Below are 18,521 nucleotides of genomic sequence, written 5' to 3'. Positions count from 1 at the left end.
GCTTTGCTGCCGGGCGGCGCTTAATATTTGTATCTTTTGCGACAAAATGCTCAACAGTTCCAGGGGGTGTTGCATGACTGCTCAAGAACCAGGGTTAATTCCAAGGCCGAACTCAAACCCCTGAATCCAACAACGGGCCTCCCGATGGGGGTAAGGGACGTTTGCCCGGACAATTGGGGGCGCGCAGATAAAATCTGGCGCTTTTATCACTCCGGTGATAATGAAGCAATTTAATTTGACATTTTGTTACATTTCATTTACATTGGTTTACATAGGCGGTGCACGTCTGCTCCGATGGGAGTCAAAGCCCTGTTCGCAGCGTGCTTTGTGGCCGTCATTCCCCTAAACAGGAGGTTTATCTATGACTGCTCTGTTAATTTCACTGTTTGTTGTTGGCTGGGTTGCCGTTGCGCTGATCGGTTCCCAGGCTTATTTCCGAGGCGAGCAAACCAAGCCCATCCACGAGCGCAACTGGCGTTCTGACTCCTTTGACCAGCTGGCCAAATCCGTGACCGGCCAAGCGACCGACGCTGGCGATCGCGTTCCCGCCTACAGCGGCGATGCGTTTACAAGCAGCGCCCTGTAGAAATCAATAGTTTTGCGATCGGCCTCAAACGAGGGAGGTCGTTGCAAAGTTGTTCAAGTTACTCCTGTAGTACCCATTACCATTAACCGCTGCCCGGTTGGGAGCGGTTTTTTACTGCACAGCAAACATTGATGCCAGGTCTCTTTTCGATAATTTGATAGCGCTTAGCTAGCCTCTCGCTCGACCACAATGACGTTTTCGGTCACCTGCTCAAAGGTGTCGTCATGGCTAATCACGAACAGCTGCTGAAAGGTTTTAATTCGGCCAATGGCTTCCGCTAGCCCCTGTCGGCGGCGGCGATCCATGTTGGTTGTGGGCTCGTCGAAGAAAGCAATATCGATGTCGGCGAGCACCTTGAGCAGCGCTAGCCGCACCGCCAGGGCCGCGCACATCTGCTCTCCCCCCGAAAGATTGACAAACCGTCGCTGGTTTGGCCCGTCCTGCACCAAAATTTCGTAGTCTCGCGTCCAGTCCAGTGCCACATTGGGGCGATTGAGCAGGTCTCGAAACAGTCTGTCGGCCTGCTGGGACACGCTGCGCACGTACTGCTCCGTGATGCGCGGGCCGGCCTCGTTGTAGGCCTTGCGGGCAAAGGTGATAAATCGTTTGGTTTTTTCTCGGCTCTGCAGCTGCTGCTTCGCGGCGTCGCGGCGCTGGCTAAGGACCTTGAGACCGGCGAGCTGCCGGTCGAGATCGTCGAGCCGCTGGCGCTGCTGAGGCAGGCTTCCCGCCAGCTGGTCCGCCTCAGATTTGACGCTGCCGTAGGTAATTTCAAGGGCGGCGGCGGCTTCGGAATCAAAGTCAGCCAGGACCGTCTGATAGGCTTCCTCTAGCTCGGCCTGCTGCTGCTGCATCTGCGCTAGCTCGGCGCTGACTTCGGCTAGCTCGGCCTCTAGCTGAGGGTGCTGGTTAGCGAGCTGCTGGTTTTGTAGATAGATGCCGTACCCGGCTTGGGATTGAACGCGATCGCTCTCGGCTTGGGCCAGTCGCTGGTCGAGGTCGGCAAAGCGATCGAGCTGGGTGGTCAGGGCTGCCATTTGCTGGTCGAGGTTGGCTAAAGCGGCTGTCTGAGCCGTGTAGGCCTGCTCTATGCGGGCTTTATCCTGGAGAGTGCGCTCCAATATTTGGCTTTTTTCCCGCGGTCGGCCCAAACTTTTAAGGTCATTGTCTAGAGTCGCCAGGGCTGTTTCTACAGTGGCCTGACTGACCAGCTGCTGGGCAAGACTATCGAGCTGGTTTGAGAGCTCTGCCTGCGACTGCTGAATGCGCTCTAGCTGAGTGGTTATGCTGCTCAGCTGGGCTAGCTCGGCTCGCCAACCGTAGTGCTGCTTGAGGTCAAGTTCTAGCGTTTTCAGGGCGGCTCTGAGGGATTCTTCGTCGGTTTGGTCGGCCAAATCCCGCAGGATCGCCTCCAGCGCTGCTACTAACGAGTCATGCAGGGTGGCGGTATCCTGTAGGGTCTGCTCTAGCTGGGTGAGAGTCTGGCTCGATAGCAGCGGTAGGCTGTCGGACAGAACTGCCAAATCTTTTAGCACCGCCTCAATTTTCGCCTGCTGGGTTTGGCCCTGGCCTTTACTGGCCGCCACTAGAGCGCTAATTTCGGTCTCAAACTGGCGGGCGGCGGCCATGCGACTGAGCTGCTGCTGGAGGCGATCGCGCCGATCTTCGAGGGCGGCAATGCTGTTCACCTGGGGCTGTAACGCGACTAAGCGATCGCGAGTTTGCACCGCCTGAATCCACTGCTCTTTGAGCTGGGCTTGCTGAGCCTGAGCCTGCTGCTGCTGTAGCTGCCAGCGCTGGCACTGCTCCAGCTGTTGCTGCATAGCCTCACGTCGGGCCTCCAGCTGGGCCTGAATTTCAAGCTGAGGTTGCAGCAGCGCCAGTTCTCGCTCTGTGGCCTCAAATGACTCCAGCTGCGTTTGCCAGCGAGCCAGGTCTACCTGCGTTTGCCCCCGAGCCTGCTGTAGCCTTTGACAGTCGTTTTGGAGGTGCTGCCGCTGCCGCTGTTCCTGGGCTAGCGCCTGCCCCATCTGCTCGGCAGCCCGGTACCTCTCATAGTCGGTGCGATGGGCCTGGCAGAGGGCGATCGCCTGCCCGGCTTGCTGCGCTGACTGCTGCAACCGAGCCAAACTGGACTGCTTGGCCGACCGCTGATGGGACAGCCCCTGGCGTTGATTGGTTAGGGTTTGTAGCTGTTGGGCCTGAGCCTTGAGACTGTCGCGCTGGGCTTGCAGATCGGCTACGGTGGCCGTAAGGGTTTGCAGACGCTGCTCGCTGGCGGCAATGCCCTGCTGGAGGCTGTGCCGCCGGAGGTTTAGGTCATCCCACTCGGCCAGCGCCTCGTCGTACTGGGCGATTTCTGCCTTGGTCGCCTCGACCTGGTCTTCGGCGTAGCGACGCAGGGTGTTCATCTGCTTAAAGGCCAGCTTGTAGTCTTCGACCTTGAGAATGGCGTCGAATACCGCTTTGCGGTGCTCAGCAGGCTGTAAGAAATCGGCGGTAAAGGTGCCCTGGGGAACCCCCAGGGTGCGGGCGAACAGCTGGGGCAGGTTGGTGGTCGGACCGACTCCCAGGTGCTGGCGCAGCCAGGGCAGCACCTCGTCTTTGATGCGGGTGTAGGGGAGACGCTCGTTCAGCTGGGGATCGAAGAGGGCGTAGCCCCGCTGGGTGCAGCGCTGCACCCGGTAGGTGCGGCCATCGTAGTTGGAGGTAAAGGCTACCGTAACCTGGGCGCTGCCGCTGCCGTTGCGAATCAGGTCTTCTTTGGCATAGTCGCCCTGGTAGTTGAAGAGCACCCAGGCGATCGCCTCTAAAATGCTGGTTTTGCCGGCCCCATTCTCGCCGCAGATGGCATTGGTACCGGGCTGAAACTCAAAATAGCGATCGCGGTGGGTCTTAAAGTTTTGCAGCGCCACCGACAAAATTTGCATAGAACTGTTCCAGCTAAATACCTATCTGGGGTTTCACTGCGATCGTCCCAGCGGGTCGATTTCGCGGGTTTGGCCAGGACATTTTTTTGGATGGAACGCTCTGACCGATTCCACCGCTCAAGCCACGAAGACTAGGATAGCTTTCTTTCCCCAGGCTAGGGGGCAGGGCCTGAGCCTGGGGAGGCGAGGGCAGCTAGTTGCTGCGGGCGGCGGTGGAGGTAAAGCACACGGGGGTGGTCTCAGTGCGGGTACACCAAATCTGAATGACCATTGATGGATCCTCTGGCGAAATCCACCATGACTCCAGCTCAACCAGCTGGTTGGCTGAGGGCAGGCTAGATTGTGACGGAGACCCCGCTGGCAACGCTGCCGATGGCCGAGCCATGGGGGCCCTGACTGCCCCCTGAGTGGCCTGAGCGTCAGGTGCGGCTCCCCGATGGTTTTGCCGTTTGGGCAGCGTTGCGGCCAGAGCTAGCACATCGGTACGCACAATACCCGCCTCAGGCGATCCGAGGGTAGGCATAGACTCTTTTGCGGCGCCTTTATCCGTAGCTGACTCAGGTTCGGTCAGGTTAAAGGAAGGGGCCAGGGCGTCCACAGAGGCACTGGGAGTCTTCGCAAACTCCATGTCTGGCTGGGTAATGTAGCTGTGGGCATAGGCCGTGAGCATGCCGGTTGCCATGCTGAGGGGAATCAGCAGCCGCACGAGGTGATGCTGGCGGCGGCAGCGCCTGGCGTGGCGATCGCAGGCCTCCAGATAGCCGCTGGCTACCACCGAGAGCTGATCGCTGTGCGCCTGCCGAAAGCTCTTAGCTTCGTTGAGACGGGTTTTGGTCAAAAAATAGTCGGCATGATTGGGCTGCTGCTGGCAGTGCCATTCCTGGGCCGCCACCTCGATAGCTCGCTGCTGCCGCACCAGCGGGCCCTGAGTCTGCAACCACTGCTGTAGCAGGGGCCAGTTGCGAATCAGCGCCTCGTGGGCAATGTCAAAGTAGAAGGCGTTGGCGGTTGTTGGCGGGCTACTGACCAACAGGCTGCTGGTGAGCTGGGGCAGATTTGCCGCCGCAGTAGATGGCACGGCTGGGGAGGGGGCCCAGCCCGGCACCGCGATCGCCGCCGAGCTGCTGCTCGCCTGGAGCTGGTCCTGAGCCACCACCAGGCGAGCGGCCAGCAGCTTTTCCAGGGTAGCTACTACATCTGCTTCGGGGGTGCTGCGCGTGACGAGTTCGCTCAGGGATACCGGGCGGCGGGTGACGGTAGAACCGTCGCCGAGGTCGCAGAGACTCAAAAAAATGCGCTGGGCGATCGCTTGCTCTGGGGCGGGCAGAGCCTGAAACAGCCGATCGGCCCGCTGGGTGAGCAGGTGGCGAATGCCTCCCATCTCGACGTAGGCAGACAGAGTTAGGCGCGGCGGCTCTGGAGTATTTGGGCCGCTCTCCCGCCGCAGCCACAGCTCCTTGAGGGCAATTTGCAGCAGGGCCAGATCGGCGGGGGCGCTGACAATATCCAGCAGTAGGGTGTACACCAGGTTGGCGTCGTAGCGCAGGCCGACCTTCTCCAGCGGGCCAACGATAGTGGCCTTGAGCTGGTTGTAGGTCATGGCGGGTACGACCAGGCTGTGGTCAGCCACTAGGGTTTGAAACTTAGGAACGTCGGCCAGTCCCGCCAGATGGTGGGCGCGCAGGCCCAGCACCAGGTGTAGAGGTAAGTGCTCTTGCTCGATCGCTGCGCTCAGGCAATCGAGCACCAGACGGCGATCGCGGCTGGAGTCAAGACCGGGGGTTAGGAGCGCTTCAAACTGGTCTAATACCAGTACTAGTCGGGTTTCTGGGCCGCGCTCGCCGATCAAAGCCTGCACCAGCTGGCAAAACCCCTCTGGTCCCTGCTGCAAAAATGATTCGGCTCGGCGCAGCTGCTCAGCCCGGGGCAGGCCTGTTGCCCCAGGCTCTACAAATAATTCTGCGAGGCTGGACAGCGGGGAAGCCCCCAGCGCCAGGTAGCGTGCCTCCCAGGTTGTTTTGCCCTCAGCCTTGGCCAACTGGGGCATGAGCCCGGCCCGCAGCAGGGATGTTTTGCCCACCCCGGAAGCGCCTACCAGGGCGCACAGGCGCGATGACTGTACTCGACCGATCAGCGTTTGGGCAATCTCATCGCGGCCAAAGAAGATCTCGCTGTGGGCTGCCTCAAAAGGCGCTGCCCCCGGAAAGGGACAAAACCCGTAGCGGAGCTTTTGCAGGCGTTCTAGCAGCGGCGGCGGGGTGTCTCTGGCCGGAGCCGTCAGGCCAGACATGCGGGTCAGCACAATTTCGCTGCCGGAGCTTTCAAAGAGCGGCTGCTGAAGCTCACCCTTCAGTTCTCGGTTGACCGTATCGGTGAGGGAGTGGCTGTTGACAATGCCTCCTTTCACCTTGTAGGGGTTGAGCCCCGACAGCAGCGCCTGGGTAAAGACGCTGTGGTTGCCGTCAAGCGACTCGTAGGCCGCCTCGTATTCCCGGGCCGCAGCCATAAAGAGGCGATCGGTGCCAGCCCGGGCGCCAGGGTCAGCCTCCAGCATGTTAAAAAATTCGCCGCTGTTGCAGCAGTCGAGCAAAATCACGCGCTGACGCACGGGGCTCTCCTGCAGCAAGCGCCGCAGCCAGTGCAGCGACAGCCCGTAGTGCCCTGCCTCTGGGTTGGCATCGCTGGTGGCCAGATAACCTTCTTGAATGCCTGCCTGGCGCTGAAGGCCATGGCCAGAATAGTAGAAGATAGCGGTTTGAGGGATGGTTTTGCCCGCTGGCTTGAACAGCTTAATGAGCGCTTCTTCCAGTACAGAAGTAGTGACTGTGCCCCGCTGGCTCACCGCCGGTTTTTGATTGGCAATGGCTTCGGGCAGCCGTACGACACGGCATTCTCCAAAGCTTTCCAAACACCGTGCTACCGACTCAGCATCCTGAGCTGGAGCCTGTAGTGCAGGTAGATATTGGTAAGTGTTGATTCCGACAACAAGCGCATCCCGTGACATTTTTCCTCGCACCCTGTGTTGGCGTTGCTAAATCTGGCTGAATGACTGTGTGCAGTAAGAACAACGCAACCCCAGTCACTACTTATGTGAGATTTTTGTTGACTCAGGAGTAGAGAATTGCCAAAAGCAAGCTCTAAAACTGAGCGCTCACGCCTCGATGGATTAAGCTTAGCGAAGCGCTTAAAATCCTCTAAGAGGGGTTTGACCCCTAAAAAATTTTTGTCTTTCTGGTCAATTTTTTTGAAAGTAAAATAAATCAGTGTATTTACGCAAAGAATGTCTTGATAGGCTTGAGAAGCTGGCGATCGCAACAGAGAAATCCACAAAGAATGAGGCTCTGTTCGGATAATAATTGTCTATTTGTGCAGAACTTCCGTAATGCTGCGGAAGTACAAAACTACTTCCGCAATCTGGCTGAAGCTAATAATCTACTTTGAGGGACTGTAGAGAAGGCAAAGATTTAGCCGTTTGCTAGATAGGATAATGGCTTGAATCGTAATCTTGAAAGGGATTGTTTTACTTCTTTTTGATCTCTCTTTTGGAGGCCTATTGGGCCGTTGTCTTGGCACGATTGCGCTACGGATAGGTGGCTGCTGATGGGCATGACTCTATATCTAGAATGGTGCTGGGAATCTAGAATAGGGCTGGGACGTTAACCTCTATGGTCTTTGGCGTGGCGCATAATTCATGGATTGGTCGCATTTGTAAGCCCTGCCGCCTTTGCCTGGCGGGGGCGCTGGGGCTAGGCGCAACTCTGTCAGGGGGTGCCACTCTGGCCGCCTCTGAGGCTGTGCCGCCCGGGTGGTCAATTGTGGGAGACAGTCTGGTGACGGAGTGTCACTTCGCCGATTTTGCCGCTACCATTGCCTTTGTCGATCGCCTGGTAGAGCCCGCTGATCGCCTGGGGCACCACCCCGACCTGGGGATTGCCTACAACCGTCTGGTCATTAGCCTAACGACCCACGATGCTGGCGGTGTCACTAGCCTTGACTTTGCCCTTGCCCAGGAGATTACGGCGCTCCAGTCTGGGCAGTGTGAACCGCCCTCGCCCCCCTCAAGCCCATGACCTTACCGCTGCATAATTCCTGGACCTCCGCCAGCCATGCCCTCGACTACCTGTCTCGGGCGGATGCCATTCCCCACCGCACCGAAGGCGAGGCCGTGCTGCTAAATCTGGTGCCGACCACAGCCCGACGTGTTCTAGATTTGGGCACCGGCAATGGGCGGCTGCTAGGACTGCTGAAAATCGATCGCCCCAGTGCCGACTGGGTGGCGATCGATTTTTCACCCACGATGCTGGCGGCGGTGGGAGATCGATTCGGTTCCGACCCCAGCGTTGCGATTGTCAACCACGACCTGTCGCAGCCGCTGCCCGATCTAGGTAGCTTTGACGCGGTAGTCTCAAGCTTTGCGATTCACCACCTGGATCACTCCCGCAAGGCAGCACTTTATAGGGAAATTTTTCAAATTTTGGAGCCAGGAGGCTGCTTTTGCAACCTGGAGCATGTCGCTTCTCCGACGGAGCGACTGCATCATCAGTTTTTGGCGGCGATTGGCTATACCCCTGAAACCGAGGATCCTGCCAATCAGCTGCTGGATATGGAAACTCAGCTGGGCTGGTTGCGAGACATTGGCTTTAGCGATGTAGATTGCCATTGGAAATGGTTGGAAATGGCGCTACTAGCAGGCCTCAAGCCTCTGGAGAAACAATAGATAATTGCCTAGCCCCAGATTCCTGGCCCGGTTGTGACCAAAAACACCACTAGGCTAATCAGGGCGAGAATGCCCTGCAAAATATTGCCGACCAGGGTGCCAACCACAATGGCCAGCCCGACCTTGGCCGACTGCTTGACGCGCTGGAGCAGCTTGAGCTCGCGGCGGTGCAAAAACTCGCCGACAAAGGCACCTAGCACCGTGCCCAGCAGCAGCCCCAGCAGGGGAATACCCGTAGGCAACAGGGGCAATAGGCCAAACAGCCCCAAAAACATGCCTACAAAAGCCCCAATTTGGCCCCAGCTGCTGGCCCCCACTCGCTGCGCCCCCAGCACTCCGGCCAGGTAGTCGATGGCAAAGCTGAGGATAAGGGCTGCGATCGCCACGCCCAAAGCCCACTTTAGCCCCACAAACCCGGCCACCAGCCCCCAGATTAAGATGGCTCCCACAATGAGCGTGATACCGGGCAGGGCGGGGACCACCGCCCCCACTACCCCTGCTACCATAACCAGCACCAGCAGCCAGTACAGGGCCAGGTGCCAGACGGCTGGGGCGTTGATGGCCGCAGGCACCTGGGCAGGCAGATTGACGATGGTGTGGCCTAGACCCACTAGATAGCCGCCAGTGGCAGCAGCTAGGCCGGTCAGCCACTGACTCACCTGCTGATAGATCGCAGTGAGGCTCTGGGGCAGGGCGAGGGCCATGAAGACAGCCATGGAGAAAATCATCCTGAATGTAAGTGCCGAAAACCTGGGACGGGGTGCTGGAGAGTGGTGATGGGTCTAATGCGGATCATAGCTAAAACTAGGGCCGAAACCAGGGGAGTCGGCGGTGCGGCCATCCCGACTGTCTCCAGTGATGTTATCCATTCATGCCGGTCATACCCGGGTATCGACAATGTGGTTAGGTACCGTTGGTCGAAGACGCTAGAGTTGGGAGGCACTAGCTGACCCGATCGCCCCAGGAATCTACCCTTGTTACCCAATTCTCTGCTGCCTAAGCTGCCTGGATTCAATCTCCCGGCTCCCGTGCTGGTGATCGCCTCTATGGCGTCGACCCAGCTGGGCTCGACCCTTGCTAAAAGCCTGTTTGGCCAGGTAGGGCCGTTGGGTATGGTGCTGCTGCGGGTGGGGCTGTCGGCCCTGGTGTTGGTGGCCTGGTGCCGCCCCCGCTGGCGAGGTCATTCGCGCCAAGACTACCGGCTGCTGGTGGGCTTTGGGCTGTCGCTGGCGGTGATGAATGCGCTGTTTTACTGTGCGATCGCGCGGATACCGATCGGGGTTGCCGTAGCGCTGGAGTTCTCTGGGCCGCTGACCGTAGCGCTGCTGCACTCGCGGCGCTGGCTCGACGGGCTGTGGGTGGCGCTGGCAGCGGTGGGCATTGTGCTGCTGTCGCCCCTCAACACACCGGCCCTAGATGGTGCAGGGGTGGTGATGGCACTGCTGGCGGGGGTTGCCTGGGGCGGCTACATTCTGCTGTCGGCCCGCATGGGGCAGGCGTTTCGCGGCGGGGAAGGCCTGGCCCTATCGATGGCGGTGGGCGCGCTGCTGCTGCTGCCGGTGGGGGTGCTGGCGGAGGGGCGATCGCTGCTGTCGCCCAACATTTTGCTGCTGGGCCTGGGGGTGGCCATGCTGGCCTCGACAGTGCCCTACTCGCTGGAGATGACCGCCCTGCGGCGGATGCCCGTGAACGTGTTTGGGGTGCTGATGAGCCTGGAGCCCGCGATCGCCGCCGGGCTGAGCTTTGTGTGGCTAGGTGAGACGCTAACCCTGACCATGGTGGCCGCCATTGGCCTGGTCACGATCGCCGCCGCCGGAGTCTCGCTCTGTCAGCCTGTCGCTAGGTCAGTCTAAACTCCCTGGCATCAACCGCCCGATCCTGGCGGCAGAGGGTGCTTCTAAAGCTAGTCGTGGGCTATGGCCCGATGGAGGCGACCTGGGAGCAAGGCTGGGGCCTTGAGTATCTCACTGGCGGACCGTTGAGCAAATGCAAAGAAAGCCCGTAGCGGGGATAAACCGCCTGCATTCCGTGGAACACTGTTGCTAAACAGGGAATGCATTCTAACGTCGGCTATGAGTCTTTGTATTAACCCCGGTTGCCGTCAGCCCAACCATCCGGACAACGGCGGTAGCTCTACCTGCGCGGCCTGTGGGTCGGCTCTGGTGCTGCAAGGCCGCTACCGGGTCATGCGCCTCATTAGCAGCGACAGCGGTTTTGGCCGCGTCTATGAAGCCTACGAGCGCAATGTGCCCAAAATTCTCAAGGTGCTGAAGGAAGGTTACAACGTCAACGACAAAGTGGTGGAGCTGTTTCGCCGCGAGGCTCAGGTGCTGAGCCAGCTCAACCACCCTGGGGTGCCTCGGGTAGAATCCGAAGGCTACTTTCTCTTCTCCCCGGCAGACGGCGCTGAGCCGCTGCACTGCCTGGTGATGGAGAAAATCGAAGGCCCCAATCTGAAGCAGTGGATGGTGCAGCAGGGCAACCACCCGATCAGCGAAAAGCAGGCCATGCTCTGGCTCACCCAAATTACCGATGTGCTGGATCTGGTCCACCAGCACAACTACTTTCATCGCGACATCAAGCCCGAGAACATCATGCTGCGCCCGTCGGGTCAGCTGGTGCTGGTCGACTTTGGCGCCGCCCGCGAGATGACCCAGACCTATATGGCCAACCTGGGCGACAGCGGTATTACCACGGTGAGTTCGGCGGGCTATACGCCGCCAGAGCAGGAGCAGGGCCAGGCGGTGCCCCAGTCTGACTTCTACGCCCTGGGCCGCACAATGATTTATCTAATGACGGCCAGGCTGCCCAACGACCCGCTGATTTACAACTCCCGCACCAACGCCTTTGCGTGGCGGTCCCTGGCGCCGCAAATTTCGGCTCCCCTGGCCGATTTAGTCGATGAGCTGATCGCTCCGGCGGCGGCCTATCGACCCCAGACCACGGCGGTGATACTCGACCGTCTGGCCCGGGTGCGATCGCGTCAGGTGTCTGGCCTGCCCCGCTCGACCCGCAGCGCTGCCGAGACCGCCTGGCCCATGACCACCCTCAACCCCCACGAGGCCCAGACCCTGCCTGAGCCTTCGCGCAGCTTTCTGCCCCCCTGGTTTGACCAGCGGCCCTGGCTGCTGGCCGGGCTGACGGGGCTGGCTCTGGCGGTGCCCCTGAGCTGGTACGCCCTGAGTCACGGCGGGCCGCCTTTTGGATCGGGAGACCCCAAGGTAACGGCCCCCGTGCTGCAAGACCTGACCGTTAGCCCGGTGACAGTGCTAACTGGCCATACCGCCGATATTTACGATCTGCTGCTGCTGCGGGATGGCAAAACGCTCATTTCTGCCAGCGCCGACAATACGGTGCGAATTTGGGATCTGGAGGCCAACGCCCTGCGCCACACCCTGGCCCATGACAATGTGGTGCAGGCGATCGCCACCACAGTCGATCAAACCACCCTGATTAGCGCCGGGGACGATCGCACGATTCGCTTCTGGTCTCTGCCCGATGGCCGTCCCCTGGGCCAGCTCGACAATGCCCACGCCACCCCGATCCGCGCTTTGGAGGTGAGCCGCAATGGCCGAGTATTGGTCAGTGCCGATAGCGAGGGGACGATTAAGCTGTGGCCGCTGACCGACAGCACAGGTGCCCTCAACCTGTTGGGAATGTCGATGGCTGGCCCTAGCCACACCCTAGAGGCCGATGGCACCGTGAACGACCTGCTCTTTACCCGCGACAACAGTACGCTGATCAGCGGCGGCAAAAGCCTTCAGCTCTGGAATCTGGCCAGTTTGGAGAATGCCGCGCCTGGGGCCGCGATCGCCCCCACGACCCTGGTGGGGCACAGCAGCTTTGTCAACCGCATCGATATTACCGACGACGACAAGACCTTAATCAGCGCCTCAGCCGATCAGCACGTGCTGCTTTGGGACATGGTTACCAAGGCCAAATCCGCCGTGCTGGAGGGGCACAAAAGCTATGTCAACACGCTGCGGCTAGAGGGGCCTCGGCTGTGGAGTGCTGACGCCGACAAAACCATCCTGGTGTGGGATTTACAGCAAAAAGCCCCAATCCAGCGGATCACGGGCTTTGAAACCGATATCTGGCGCTTTACGGTCCAGCCCAATGGTCAAATCATTACCATTGGTGGCGACCAGCCCTACATTCGAGTCTGGCGGCTAGATCAGCCCAACCCGCCCAAGTAGGCGCTGAGCCTGGCAGGCCGGGATGGAGGTGCGCGATCGCTAATCTTTGGCGGTTACGATCACCTTGCGGTAGTTGATGTCAAAGCGATCGCCGTGGGCCAGCAGATGCAGCCGCAGGCCGTGGACGCTGAGGGGATCGGCGGCGTTAATGTCAGGCTCGTTGGTGTGGGTCATGCTGCCGGGGTCGACCACCGTAATCACCCCTTTGCCAATTACCTCGAAGCTGCCGTCGCCCTCAAACAGAGCGCAGGTATCCTCGTCGATGCCCAGGCCCAGACGGTTGGGCTGCATGGCCATGGCGCTGATCAGCCGGGCCATGCGGTTGCGGTTGTGGAAGTGCTGGTCGACAATCACCTCGGGCACAAAGCCCAGGCCAATGGCCATATCCACCAGGGAGCGATTGGGCGACTCGCCGCTGCCGCCGCCCGCAATCATGTGGTGGCCCATCACAGCGGCCCCAGCGCTGGTGCCCGCCAGGGTAATTTCTCCCAGCTGGGCGCGCTGGCGCACCAAATCAATCAGGGGCGTGTCGGCCAGCAGCCCGCACAGCCGCACCTGGTCGCCGCCGGTAATAAAGACTCCGGTGCAGGGTTCGACGACGGTTTTCCAGGCGGGATCTTCTCCCTGGGCGCGATCGCGAATATCCATCACCACGGCCTCTGGGGCACCCATTTCGGCAAAGATCTGCTGGTAACGGGCCGAAATCGCCACCGGGTCCCGCGAAGCGCAGGGAATGATACCAATGCGAGCGGCTGTCCCCCCAGACCGCTCAAAAAAGGTGTGCAGGATCTCTTTACCGTGGACTTTGTCTTCTGCGCCGCCAATGGCCAGAATAGCGTGGTGCTTAACGGGAGACATGGGCCGCTCAACGAAGGGACGAGAATTGCTACCTAGACTCGATTACTGCATGATAGAGAGCGTTATATACCAAGTCCAGATCGAGGTCTGTAGTTTTCCTACAGGCAAGCCGTCACGTCTGGACTGGGATCACGTTTACTCAACCCATCAGGTCTTTAGGCCTTAGCAGTCTAGGCTATGACAACTGGCACCCCTGGGGCTTCCCATCTGAGAGTAGATGTTGTCAGCCTGTTTCCAGACTTTTTCACATCTCCCCTGGAGTCAGGGCTGATTGGTAAAGCCCTGGCGCGCCAAATTGCAGAAATTCATCTTACCAATCCCAGGGACTTTACAACGGATAAGCACCGTCGGGTTGACGATGAACCCTACGGCGGCGGGGTCGGTATGTTAATGAAGCCGGACCCCATTTTTGCGGCGGTGGAGTCGCTGCCGCTGCTGCCCCGGCGGGAGGTGATTTTGCTCAGTCCCCAGGGGGAGGCCATGACCCAGGAGCTATTTCGTCAGCTGGTTGGGTTAGATCAGCTGGTGCTGATCTGCGGCCACTACGAGGGCGTCGATGAGCGGGTTGGCCATCTGCTCACGCGGGAGGTCTCCCTGGGCGATTTTGTGCTCACCTGTGGTGAAATACCGGCCCTGGCGCTGATCAACGGCGTGATGCGGCTGCTGCCGGGCACCGTGGGCAAGACTGACTCGCTGCGCTACGAGAGTTTTGAAACGCCGCTCTTGGACTACCCCCAGTACACCCGTCCGGCTAGCTTTCGCGGCTGGGAGGTGCCCGAGGTGCTGCGATCGGGCAACCATGAGGCGATCGCCCGGTGGCGGCGGCAGCAGCAGATCGAGCGGACTCGGCAGCGGCGGCCTGATTTGTATGAGCGGTGGGTGGAGGAGGAGGGTGGGGAGTAGGGGAGTGGGGAAGATGGGGAGATGGAGTGATGGGGAGATAGGGAGATGGGGAGATGGGGGGAATAACCAATCCACCGTAGGGTGCATCCGCGCAGCGATGCATCATGGAGACCTTGTCTATATCAAAAGAATTTGAGCATTAGGAGGGAAAAACGATGGGGATCAGGATTGGCAATGGGTACGACATTCATCGGCTGGTGGAGGGGCGATCGCTAATCCTTGGCGGGATCACGATTCCGCACCACCTGGGGCTAGATGGCCACAGCGATGCCGACGTGCTCACCCACGCGATTATGGATGCCCTGCTGGGGGCGCTGAGCCTCGGGGATATTGGCCTCTACTTTCCGCCGGGGGATCCGGAGTGGGCGGGGGCCGACAGCCTCAAGCTGCTGGCGCAGGTGAATGCCATGGTGCAGCAGCGGGGCTGGCAGGTGAGCAACATTGACTCGGTGGTGGTGGCCGAGCAGCCCAAGCTCAAGCCCCACATCGACGCGATGCGATCGCGGCTGGCCGGCCAGCTGGGCCTCGCCCCCGATCAGGTGGGGGTAAAAGCGACTACCAACGAAAAACTGGGGCCAGTGGGTCGCCAGGAGGGCATTGCCGCCTACGCCGTGGCGCTGCTCACCACTGGGGCCTAGAGGCGATCGCGGCGGGCTGAACCCCTCAAGACCTTGGCCCAGGGATTTCCACGGGCCAGGAACTTTTTGAAATTCCAGGGGTCAAACCACTTTGTAAAATCTTTATGGGCCAGTGCCCAGCCCCTGTGAACTTTTCCGGAATACGCTCTGCAACGGTTGTAAAAGATACTTAACCTAACCGAGAAACCCGTAAAGTACTTTATAATATCTTCAAGTTTGTAGAGGTTTCCGGAAGCAGCGGTTTCCAAAAGCAAACTTGGCGGTATTAACCCTTGCATCTACTGCTGAGCGTTGGTTTAGGTCTTGTCTAGAGATCAATCTGTGGCGAGTTCGCGGCTGTAGGTGCTGGTTTTTGTCCCATAGACAGAGGGGTAAGGCTGAGATGGCTAAAGTCGCGCAATCGCTGGTGGCAATGGGCCACACTATTCGTGGGGTTTGCTATGCCAAACCCGAATACTTGAATCAAGCTATTGCGGCACTGTCGGCTATTCCCCCAGAGCGCGTCGGGCTAGACGGCGAGTACGACTATTACGGGCTGGCCAAGCGGATTCAGTTTAGTTTTGGGGACCGGGTTGGCCGCGCTGCCGTCAAGCAGCTGTCGATTAAACAGCGGGGGTCGGCGGTCATTCTGAGCGGTCAGGTTGAGACCCTGGATCTGCTCGATCAGCTGGTTGACCTGGCCCTGAGTACCGAAGGCACTACCCACGTGGAAGTGAACGACGTGCAGGTTAGCAGCCTGGCGTTGGCCCAACCTGCGCAGGTGGCTTAGGCCAGGGGCTTGGTGTCGTCGTTGACGGCCAGCCGCAGGGCCGATAGGGCCACAATCACCAAAAATAGCGCTAGCCCAATGGTGCAGGCGTAGCTGATTTCTAACTTTTGAAAGGCCTGCTCGTAGATGTAGTACACCACAGTTTTAGAGCTGTGGCGCGGGCCGCCCTGGGTCATGATGTAGACCTCCTCGAAGACTTTGGTGGCGGCGATCGCAGAAATTACCCCCACCAGCACGATGTAAGGTCGCATCAGCGGCAGCGTAATATCCCAGTGCCGTCGCCAGCCGTCGGAGCCATCCAGCGCCGCCGCTTCGTACAGGTCTTGGGGAATGCCCTGGAGCCCCGCCAGGTAGATCACCATGTAGTATCCCAGCCCTTTCCACACCGTCACCACCATGACGCTCAGCAGCGCCAGGGAAGGGCTGGTCAGCCAGGGAATGCCGTTCTCGGTCAGGCCCAAGCTCTTGAGCACCTGGTTAAACAGGCCCGTCTCGGCGTAGAGCCAGCGCCAGGCAATGCCCGCCACCACCATCGACACCACCACGGGCGAATAGTAGGCCACCCGCAGCCAGTGAATGCCCCGGAGCTGCCGGTTGGCTAAAATTGCCAGCCCCAGCGGCGCAAAGGTCAAAATTGGCACCACCCCCGCCAGGTAAACCAGGGTATTGCGCACCGTCTGCCAGAAGATGGGGTCGGCCATCAGCCGCTGCACGTTGGCGGTGCCTACCCAGGTGGGAGCTGCCGTCAGATCGACCCCAAAGGTCGTAAAGCTCAGGTAAAAGGCCCGCAGGGCAGGCCAAAATACCGAGATCCCCAGCGCCGCCAGCGCCGGTAAGAGAAACAGATAGGGAATCACCCGTTGAGGAATCGCGAAGCCCCCTGGCCAGATGGTCTTGGAACGGTCACGCGGGGATGCAGTCATGGATGAAGGCGGGACAATAACGTGGGCAAGAGTCTATCCGGCAGAGGGCCAGCGGGGACGTGAGGGCGATCGCATCTGCCTGCAATCCGAATTCGGCTGTATAGATAGGATTTCATAGCCGCGAACACCCTGCCCCAGGAAAATTAAATGAAGGTGGCGTGAAGAAACCGTGGTTTTACGGATTTAGATTGCTTTGAAGATCAGGCTTAATAGTACTCCCGGTTCGCTCATTTCTAAGGTGGTTCGTCAGATACGGGCCCCAGCAGGGTGTAAATACTTACCGGGAAGTTGAGAGCCTTTAAGATCTGCTGCTGTAAAGGCGTCAGCTCCGTCAGATGGGCATAGGTCTGCCCTCGTGCATTCACCATGACTAGAGTAATGTCGCGAAAACTGGCCAACAGTAATTCGGCTGTCGGACGTGCCGTCGCCCGCTTGGGATTACCGATATATAGCCCTGAGAGGGTTTCTTGGTGACCAGCTAAGGCTTGACGCATCTGAAACTCCACCAGCGTTAACAGCCGCAACCCCATCGAGAGTAAGCGAATTAATCCCTTGATATGGTCTTCACGCTGTAAGTACATCGGGGACGTAAGTACATCGGGAGAGGGAGAGGGGATGCCCTTTGAGTCGGCTAAAGCTGTGCTCCACCAGATATTCTTGGCGGTAGACCGTCACGGCTTGAGGCAACGATAATGCCGCTGCGGGATGATTGGTGACATAGACCCGCCAGCCCAAGGTTTGCATCTGCTGGTTGATGGCCTCAGTTTCTAGGGTGCCATTCACCTGGAATCGACGGTGCTCCACCATCCGAGCCGGGCGGTCCCGGTAGCGACGCACAGCGTGTTGCTCCACCTGTTGTGAGTAGGTGAGTTGAACGTAGGCCTTGACCCGGTAGCGGGTGAGAATCGCCTCGGCGGCTTGCGCTAAGGCGACCTCATCGGGAAAGGCTTTCTGGCCGCGCCCCGATTGGTTGAGCGCCGCTAAGGCCGTCTGGGCGTGCTCAAGTCGAGCTTGGAAGGCCTGCTGGGCGGATTGAGCATAAGCCAAGGAGTACACGACCAATTGCCGCTCTGACCACGTCCAGGTGTGTCCGTCCCATTCTCCTGTGCGGGTCTGGGTCTGCTCATAGCCTCGGGCAATCAGCGCGGTGTGACCGTCGGCATAGTCGTAGTGAATCTCCTGCAACTCAACGGCCCCTTGCTCCACTGGGTCTAGGTAGGCCTGCATCGCCTCCGCCTTGAGTTGAGTCCCACCGAGCGGACAGAGATAGTAATCGCCTGTGGCCTGGAGAAAGCAACGGGTCGCTAGACTGGCCATCTTGCTGTCACCCACGTAGAGCAACCCAGACTGACTGAGGGTCTGACGCACCTGCCCGATGGCCGGAATGTAGAGCGGGTCGTCGGCGCGCTGCCCGGAGACAATCTCGGTCGCTATCGGTAGCCCCAGCGGATCTAGCGTCGCCAGCATCAGCTTCAGTTGGGGCAGGTCGGGGCGATGGTCTTTGCTATGGCCATATTGGAACAGCCCTGACTCATTGACCGTCCAATCCCCGCTGACGCTGGTACTATCCAGACGCAGCCGTTTGGGGTGCAGGTCATACACCTGAATCTGACGCTGATTCAACGCCGGTTCAAACAACGCCCATTGGGCATCATCACTGAGATATCGCAACACGCTTTCTAGGCGGTCGTCACTCAGGTCAAGGGCGCGAACCGGTTGCTGCAAGCCCTGTTGCAAGGTTTCCTGATGTCGCTCTACCCAGGCCTGCACGGGGTTTAACCGGTGATCCGCTTGGGACAAAATGTGGCTCAGCCAAACTATCACCACATGGCCTAAGCTGAGCCCCTGCCAGTTCCCATGGGTCGGAAAGTAGTCGTCGAGCAGGGGTTGCACGTCCATCCGCTGCAGTTGGGCCAGCAACAGGGGAATATCGTCAACCCGTTCGGTGATAACGGTTAGGGGGGTATCCATAGCCCTAACCTATCCCAATTGGCTGACCTC

The 18,521-nt window shown here is 59.4% G+C and carries 13 protein-coding genes and 1 pseudogene; 8 read left to right on the top strand and 6 right to left on the bottom strand.

Going from position 1 to position 18,521, the window contains the following annotated elements:
• Window positions 1-361 precede the first annotated feature (361 nt).
• A complete protein-coding gene (locus LEPTO7104_RS0112800) occupies window positions 362-586 on the top strand; it encodes a photosystem II protein, Psb35-related (RefSeq protein ID WP_017298975.1) in 225 nt (74 codons plus the stop codon).
• A 164-nt stretch (window positions 587-750) separates the two neighbouring features.
• Here the strand turns inward: LEPTO7104_RS0112800 and LEPTO7104_RS0112795 are convergent, their stop codons facing one another.
• Window positions 751-3,516 (bottom strand): AAA family ATPase, encoded by a 2,766-nt coding sequence (locus tag LEPTO7104_RS0112795; RefSeq protein ID WP_017298974.1) that lies wholly within the window; start codon window positions 3,514-3,516, stop codon window positions 751-753.
• Between the two features lie 193 nt (window positions 3,517-3,709).
• Window positions 3,710-6,520, bottom strand: a complete 2,811-nt coding sequence (locus LEPTO7104_RS0112790; RefSeq protein ID WP_071527231.1) for an nSTAND1 domain-containing NTPase — start codon at window positions 6,518-6,520, stop codon at window positions 3,710-3,712.
• Window positions 6,521-7,193: 673 nt separating this feature from the next.
• On the opposite strand from LEPTO7104_RS0112790, the gene LEPTO7104_RS33715 reads away from it, so the two are divergent.
• Complete coding sequence (locus LEPTO7104_RS33715) at window positions 7,194-7,586, top strand: 4a-hydroxytetrahydrobiopterin dehydratase (protein ID WP_264308316.1); 393 nt, start codon at window positions 7,194-7,196, stop codon at window positions 7,584-7,586.
• The gene (locus LEPTO7104_RS0112780; RefSeq protein WP_017298971.1) at window positions 7,583-8,233 is read left to right on the top strand and encodes a class I SAM-dependent methyltransferase; all 651 of its coding nucleotides are present in this window, start codon (window positions 7,583-7,585) and stop codon (window positions 8,231-8,233) included. Before LEPTO7104_RS33715 ends, LEPTO7104_RS0112780 begins: the two co-directional genes overlap by 4 nt.
• Window positions 8,234-8,241: 8 nt before the next feature.
• Here LEPTO7104_RS0112780 and LEPTO7104_RS0112775 read toward each other — a convergent pair whose 3' ends face one another.
• On the bottom strand, window positions 8,242-8,949 hold the full coding sequence (locus LEPTO7104_RS0112775) for a DUF456 domain-containing protein (protein WP_264308314.1): 708 nt from the start codon (window positions 8,947-8,949) through the stop codon (window positions 8,242-8,244).
• Window positions 8,950-9,207: 258 nt separating this feature from the next.
• On the opposite strand from LEPTO7104_RS0112775, the gene LEPTO7104_RS0112770 reads away from it, so the two are divergent.
• Both LEPTO7104_RS0112770 and LEPTO7104_RS0112765 read left to right on the top strand, forming a co-directional pair.
• Window positions 9,208-10,086, top strand: a complete 879-nt coding sequence (locus LEPTO7104_RS0112770) for an EamA family transporter (RefSeq protein WP_017298969.1) — start codon at window positions 9,208-9,210, stop codon at window positions 10,084-10,086.
• A 219-nt stretch (window positions 10,087-10,305) separates the two neighbouring features.
• Complete coding sequence (locus LEPTO7104_RS0112765; protein WP_026072648.1) at window positions 10,306-12,429, top strand: serine/threonine-protein kinase; 2,124 nt, start codon at window positions 10,306-10,308, stop codon at window positions 12,427-12,429.
• A 39-nt stretch (window positions 12,430-12,468) separates the two neighbouring features.
• On the opposite strand, the gene LEPTO7104_RS0112760 is transcribed toward LEPTO7104_RS0112765, so the two are convergent.
• Complete coding sequence (locus LEPTO7104_RS0112760) at window positions 12,469-13,287, bottom strand: cyanophycinase (RefSeq protein WP_017298967.1); 819 nt, start codon at window positions 13,285-13,287, stop codon at window positions 12,469-12,471.
• Window positions 13,288-13,464: 177 nt separating this feature from the next.
• Here LEPTO7104_RS0112760 and trmD point away from each other — a divergent pair, with 177 nt between their 5' ends.
• From trmD to LEPTO7104_RS36940, 3 genes are all read left to right on the top strand, one after another.
• Window positions 13,465-14,190, top strand: coding sequence for a tRNA (guanosine(37)-N1)-methyltransferase TrmD (gene trmD, locus LEPTO7104_RS0112755; protein ID WP_017298966.1), 726 nt, complete (start codon window positions 13,465-13,467; stop codon window positions 14,188-14,190).
• Between the two features lie 155 nt (window positions 14,191-14,345).
• Window positions 14,346-14,828 (top strand): 2-C-methyl-D-erythritol 2,4-cyclodiphosphate synthase, encoded by a 483-nt coding sequence (gene ispF, locus LEPTO7104_RS0112750; RefSeq protein ID WP_017298965.1) that lies wholly within the window; start codon window positions 14,346-14,348, stop codon window positions 14,826-14,828.
• A gap of 382 nt (window positions 14,829-15,210) precedes the next feature.
• Complete coding sequence (locus LEPTO7104_RS36940; RefSeq protein WP_017298963.1) at window positions 15,211-15,597, top strand: hypothetical protein; 387 nt, start codon at window positions 15,211-15,213, stop codon at window positions 15,595-15,597.
• On the opposite strand, the gene LEPTO7104_RS0112735 is transcribed toward LEPTO7104_RS36940, so the two are convergent.
• Window positions 15,594-16,520, bottom strand: a complete 927-nt coding sequence (locus LEPTO7104_RS0112735) for a carbohydrate ABC transporter permease (protein ID WP_051158496.1) — start codon at window positions 16,518-16,520, stop codon at window positions 15,594-15,596. The genes LEPTO7104_RS36940 and LEPTO7104_RS0112735 overlap by 4 nt on opposite strands.
• A gap of 233 nt (window positions 16,521-16,753) precedes the next feature.
• A pseudogene (locus tag LEPTO7104_RS38230) lies at window positions 16,754-18,491 on the bottom strand (IS1634 family transposase).
• Between the last annotated feature and the right edge of the window lie 30 nt (window positions 18,492-18,521).

The organism is Nodosilinea nodulosa PCC 7104, assembly GCF_000309385.1.
Classification (GTDB): Bacteria; Cyanobacteriota; Cyanobacteriia; order Phormidesmidales; family Phormidesmidaceae; genus Nodosilinea; species Nodosilinea nodulosa.
The sequence above is the reverse complement of the archived record's forward strand: the minus strand, read 5'-3'. Positions and strand labels throughout refer to the sequence as shown.

Bases quoted from the DNA above. Each gene is read 5' to 3' on its own strand.
- LEPTO7104_RS0112800 (WP_017298975.1), top strand. From the start codon at position 362: ATGACTGCTCTGTTAATTTCACTGTTTGTTGTTGGCTGGGTTGCCGTT.
- LEPTO7104_RS0112795 (WP_017298974.1), bottom strand. From the start codon at position 3,516: ATGCAAATTTTGTCGGTGGCGCTGCAAAACTTTAAGACCCACCGCGAT.
- LEPTO7104_RS0112790 (WP_071527231.1), bottom strand. From the start codon at position 6,520: ATGTCACGGGATGCGCTTGTTGTCGGAATCAACACTTACCAATATCTA.
- LEPTO7104_RS0112780 (WP_017298971.1), top strand. From the start codon at position 7,583: ATGACCTTACCGCTGCATAATTCCTGGACCTCCGCCAGCCATGCCCTC.
- LEPTO7104_RS0112775 (WP_264308314.1), bottom strand. From the start codon at position 8,949: ATGGCTGTCTTCATGGCCCTCGCCCTGCCCCAGAGCCTCACTGCGATC.
- LEPTO7104_RS0112765 (WP_026072648.1), top strand. From the start codon at position 10,306: ATGAGTCTTTGTATTAACCCCGGTTGCCGTCAGCCCAACCATCCGGAC.
- LEPTO7104_RS0112760 (WP_017298967.1), bottom strand. From the start codon at position 13,287: ATGTCTCCCGTTAAGCACCACGCTATTCTGGCCATTGGCGGCGCAGAA.
- trmD (WP_017298966.1), top strand. From the start codon at position 13,465: ATGACAACTGGCACCCCTGGGGCTTCCCATCTGAGAGTAGATGTTGTC.
- ispF (WP_017298965.1), top strand. From the start codon at position 14,346: ATGGGGATCAGGATTGGCAATGGGTACGACATTCATCGGCTGGTGGAG.
- LEPTO7104_RS36940 (WP_017298963.1), top strand. From the start codon at position 15,211: ATGGCTAAAGTCGCGCAATCGCTGGTGGCAATGGGCCACACTATTCGT.
- LEPTO7104_RS0112735 (WP_051158496.1), bottom strand. From the start codon at position 16,520: ATGACTGCATCCCCGCGTGACCGTTCCAAGACCATCTGGCCAGGGGGC.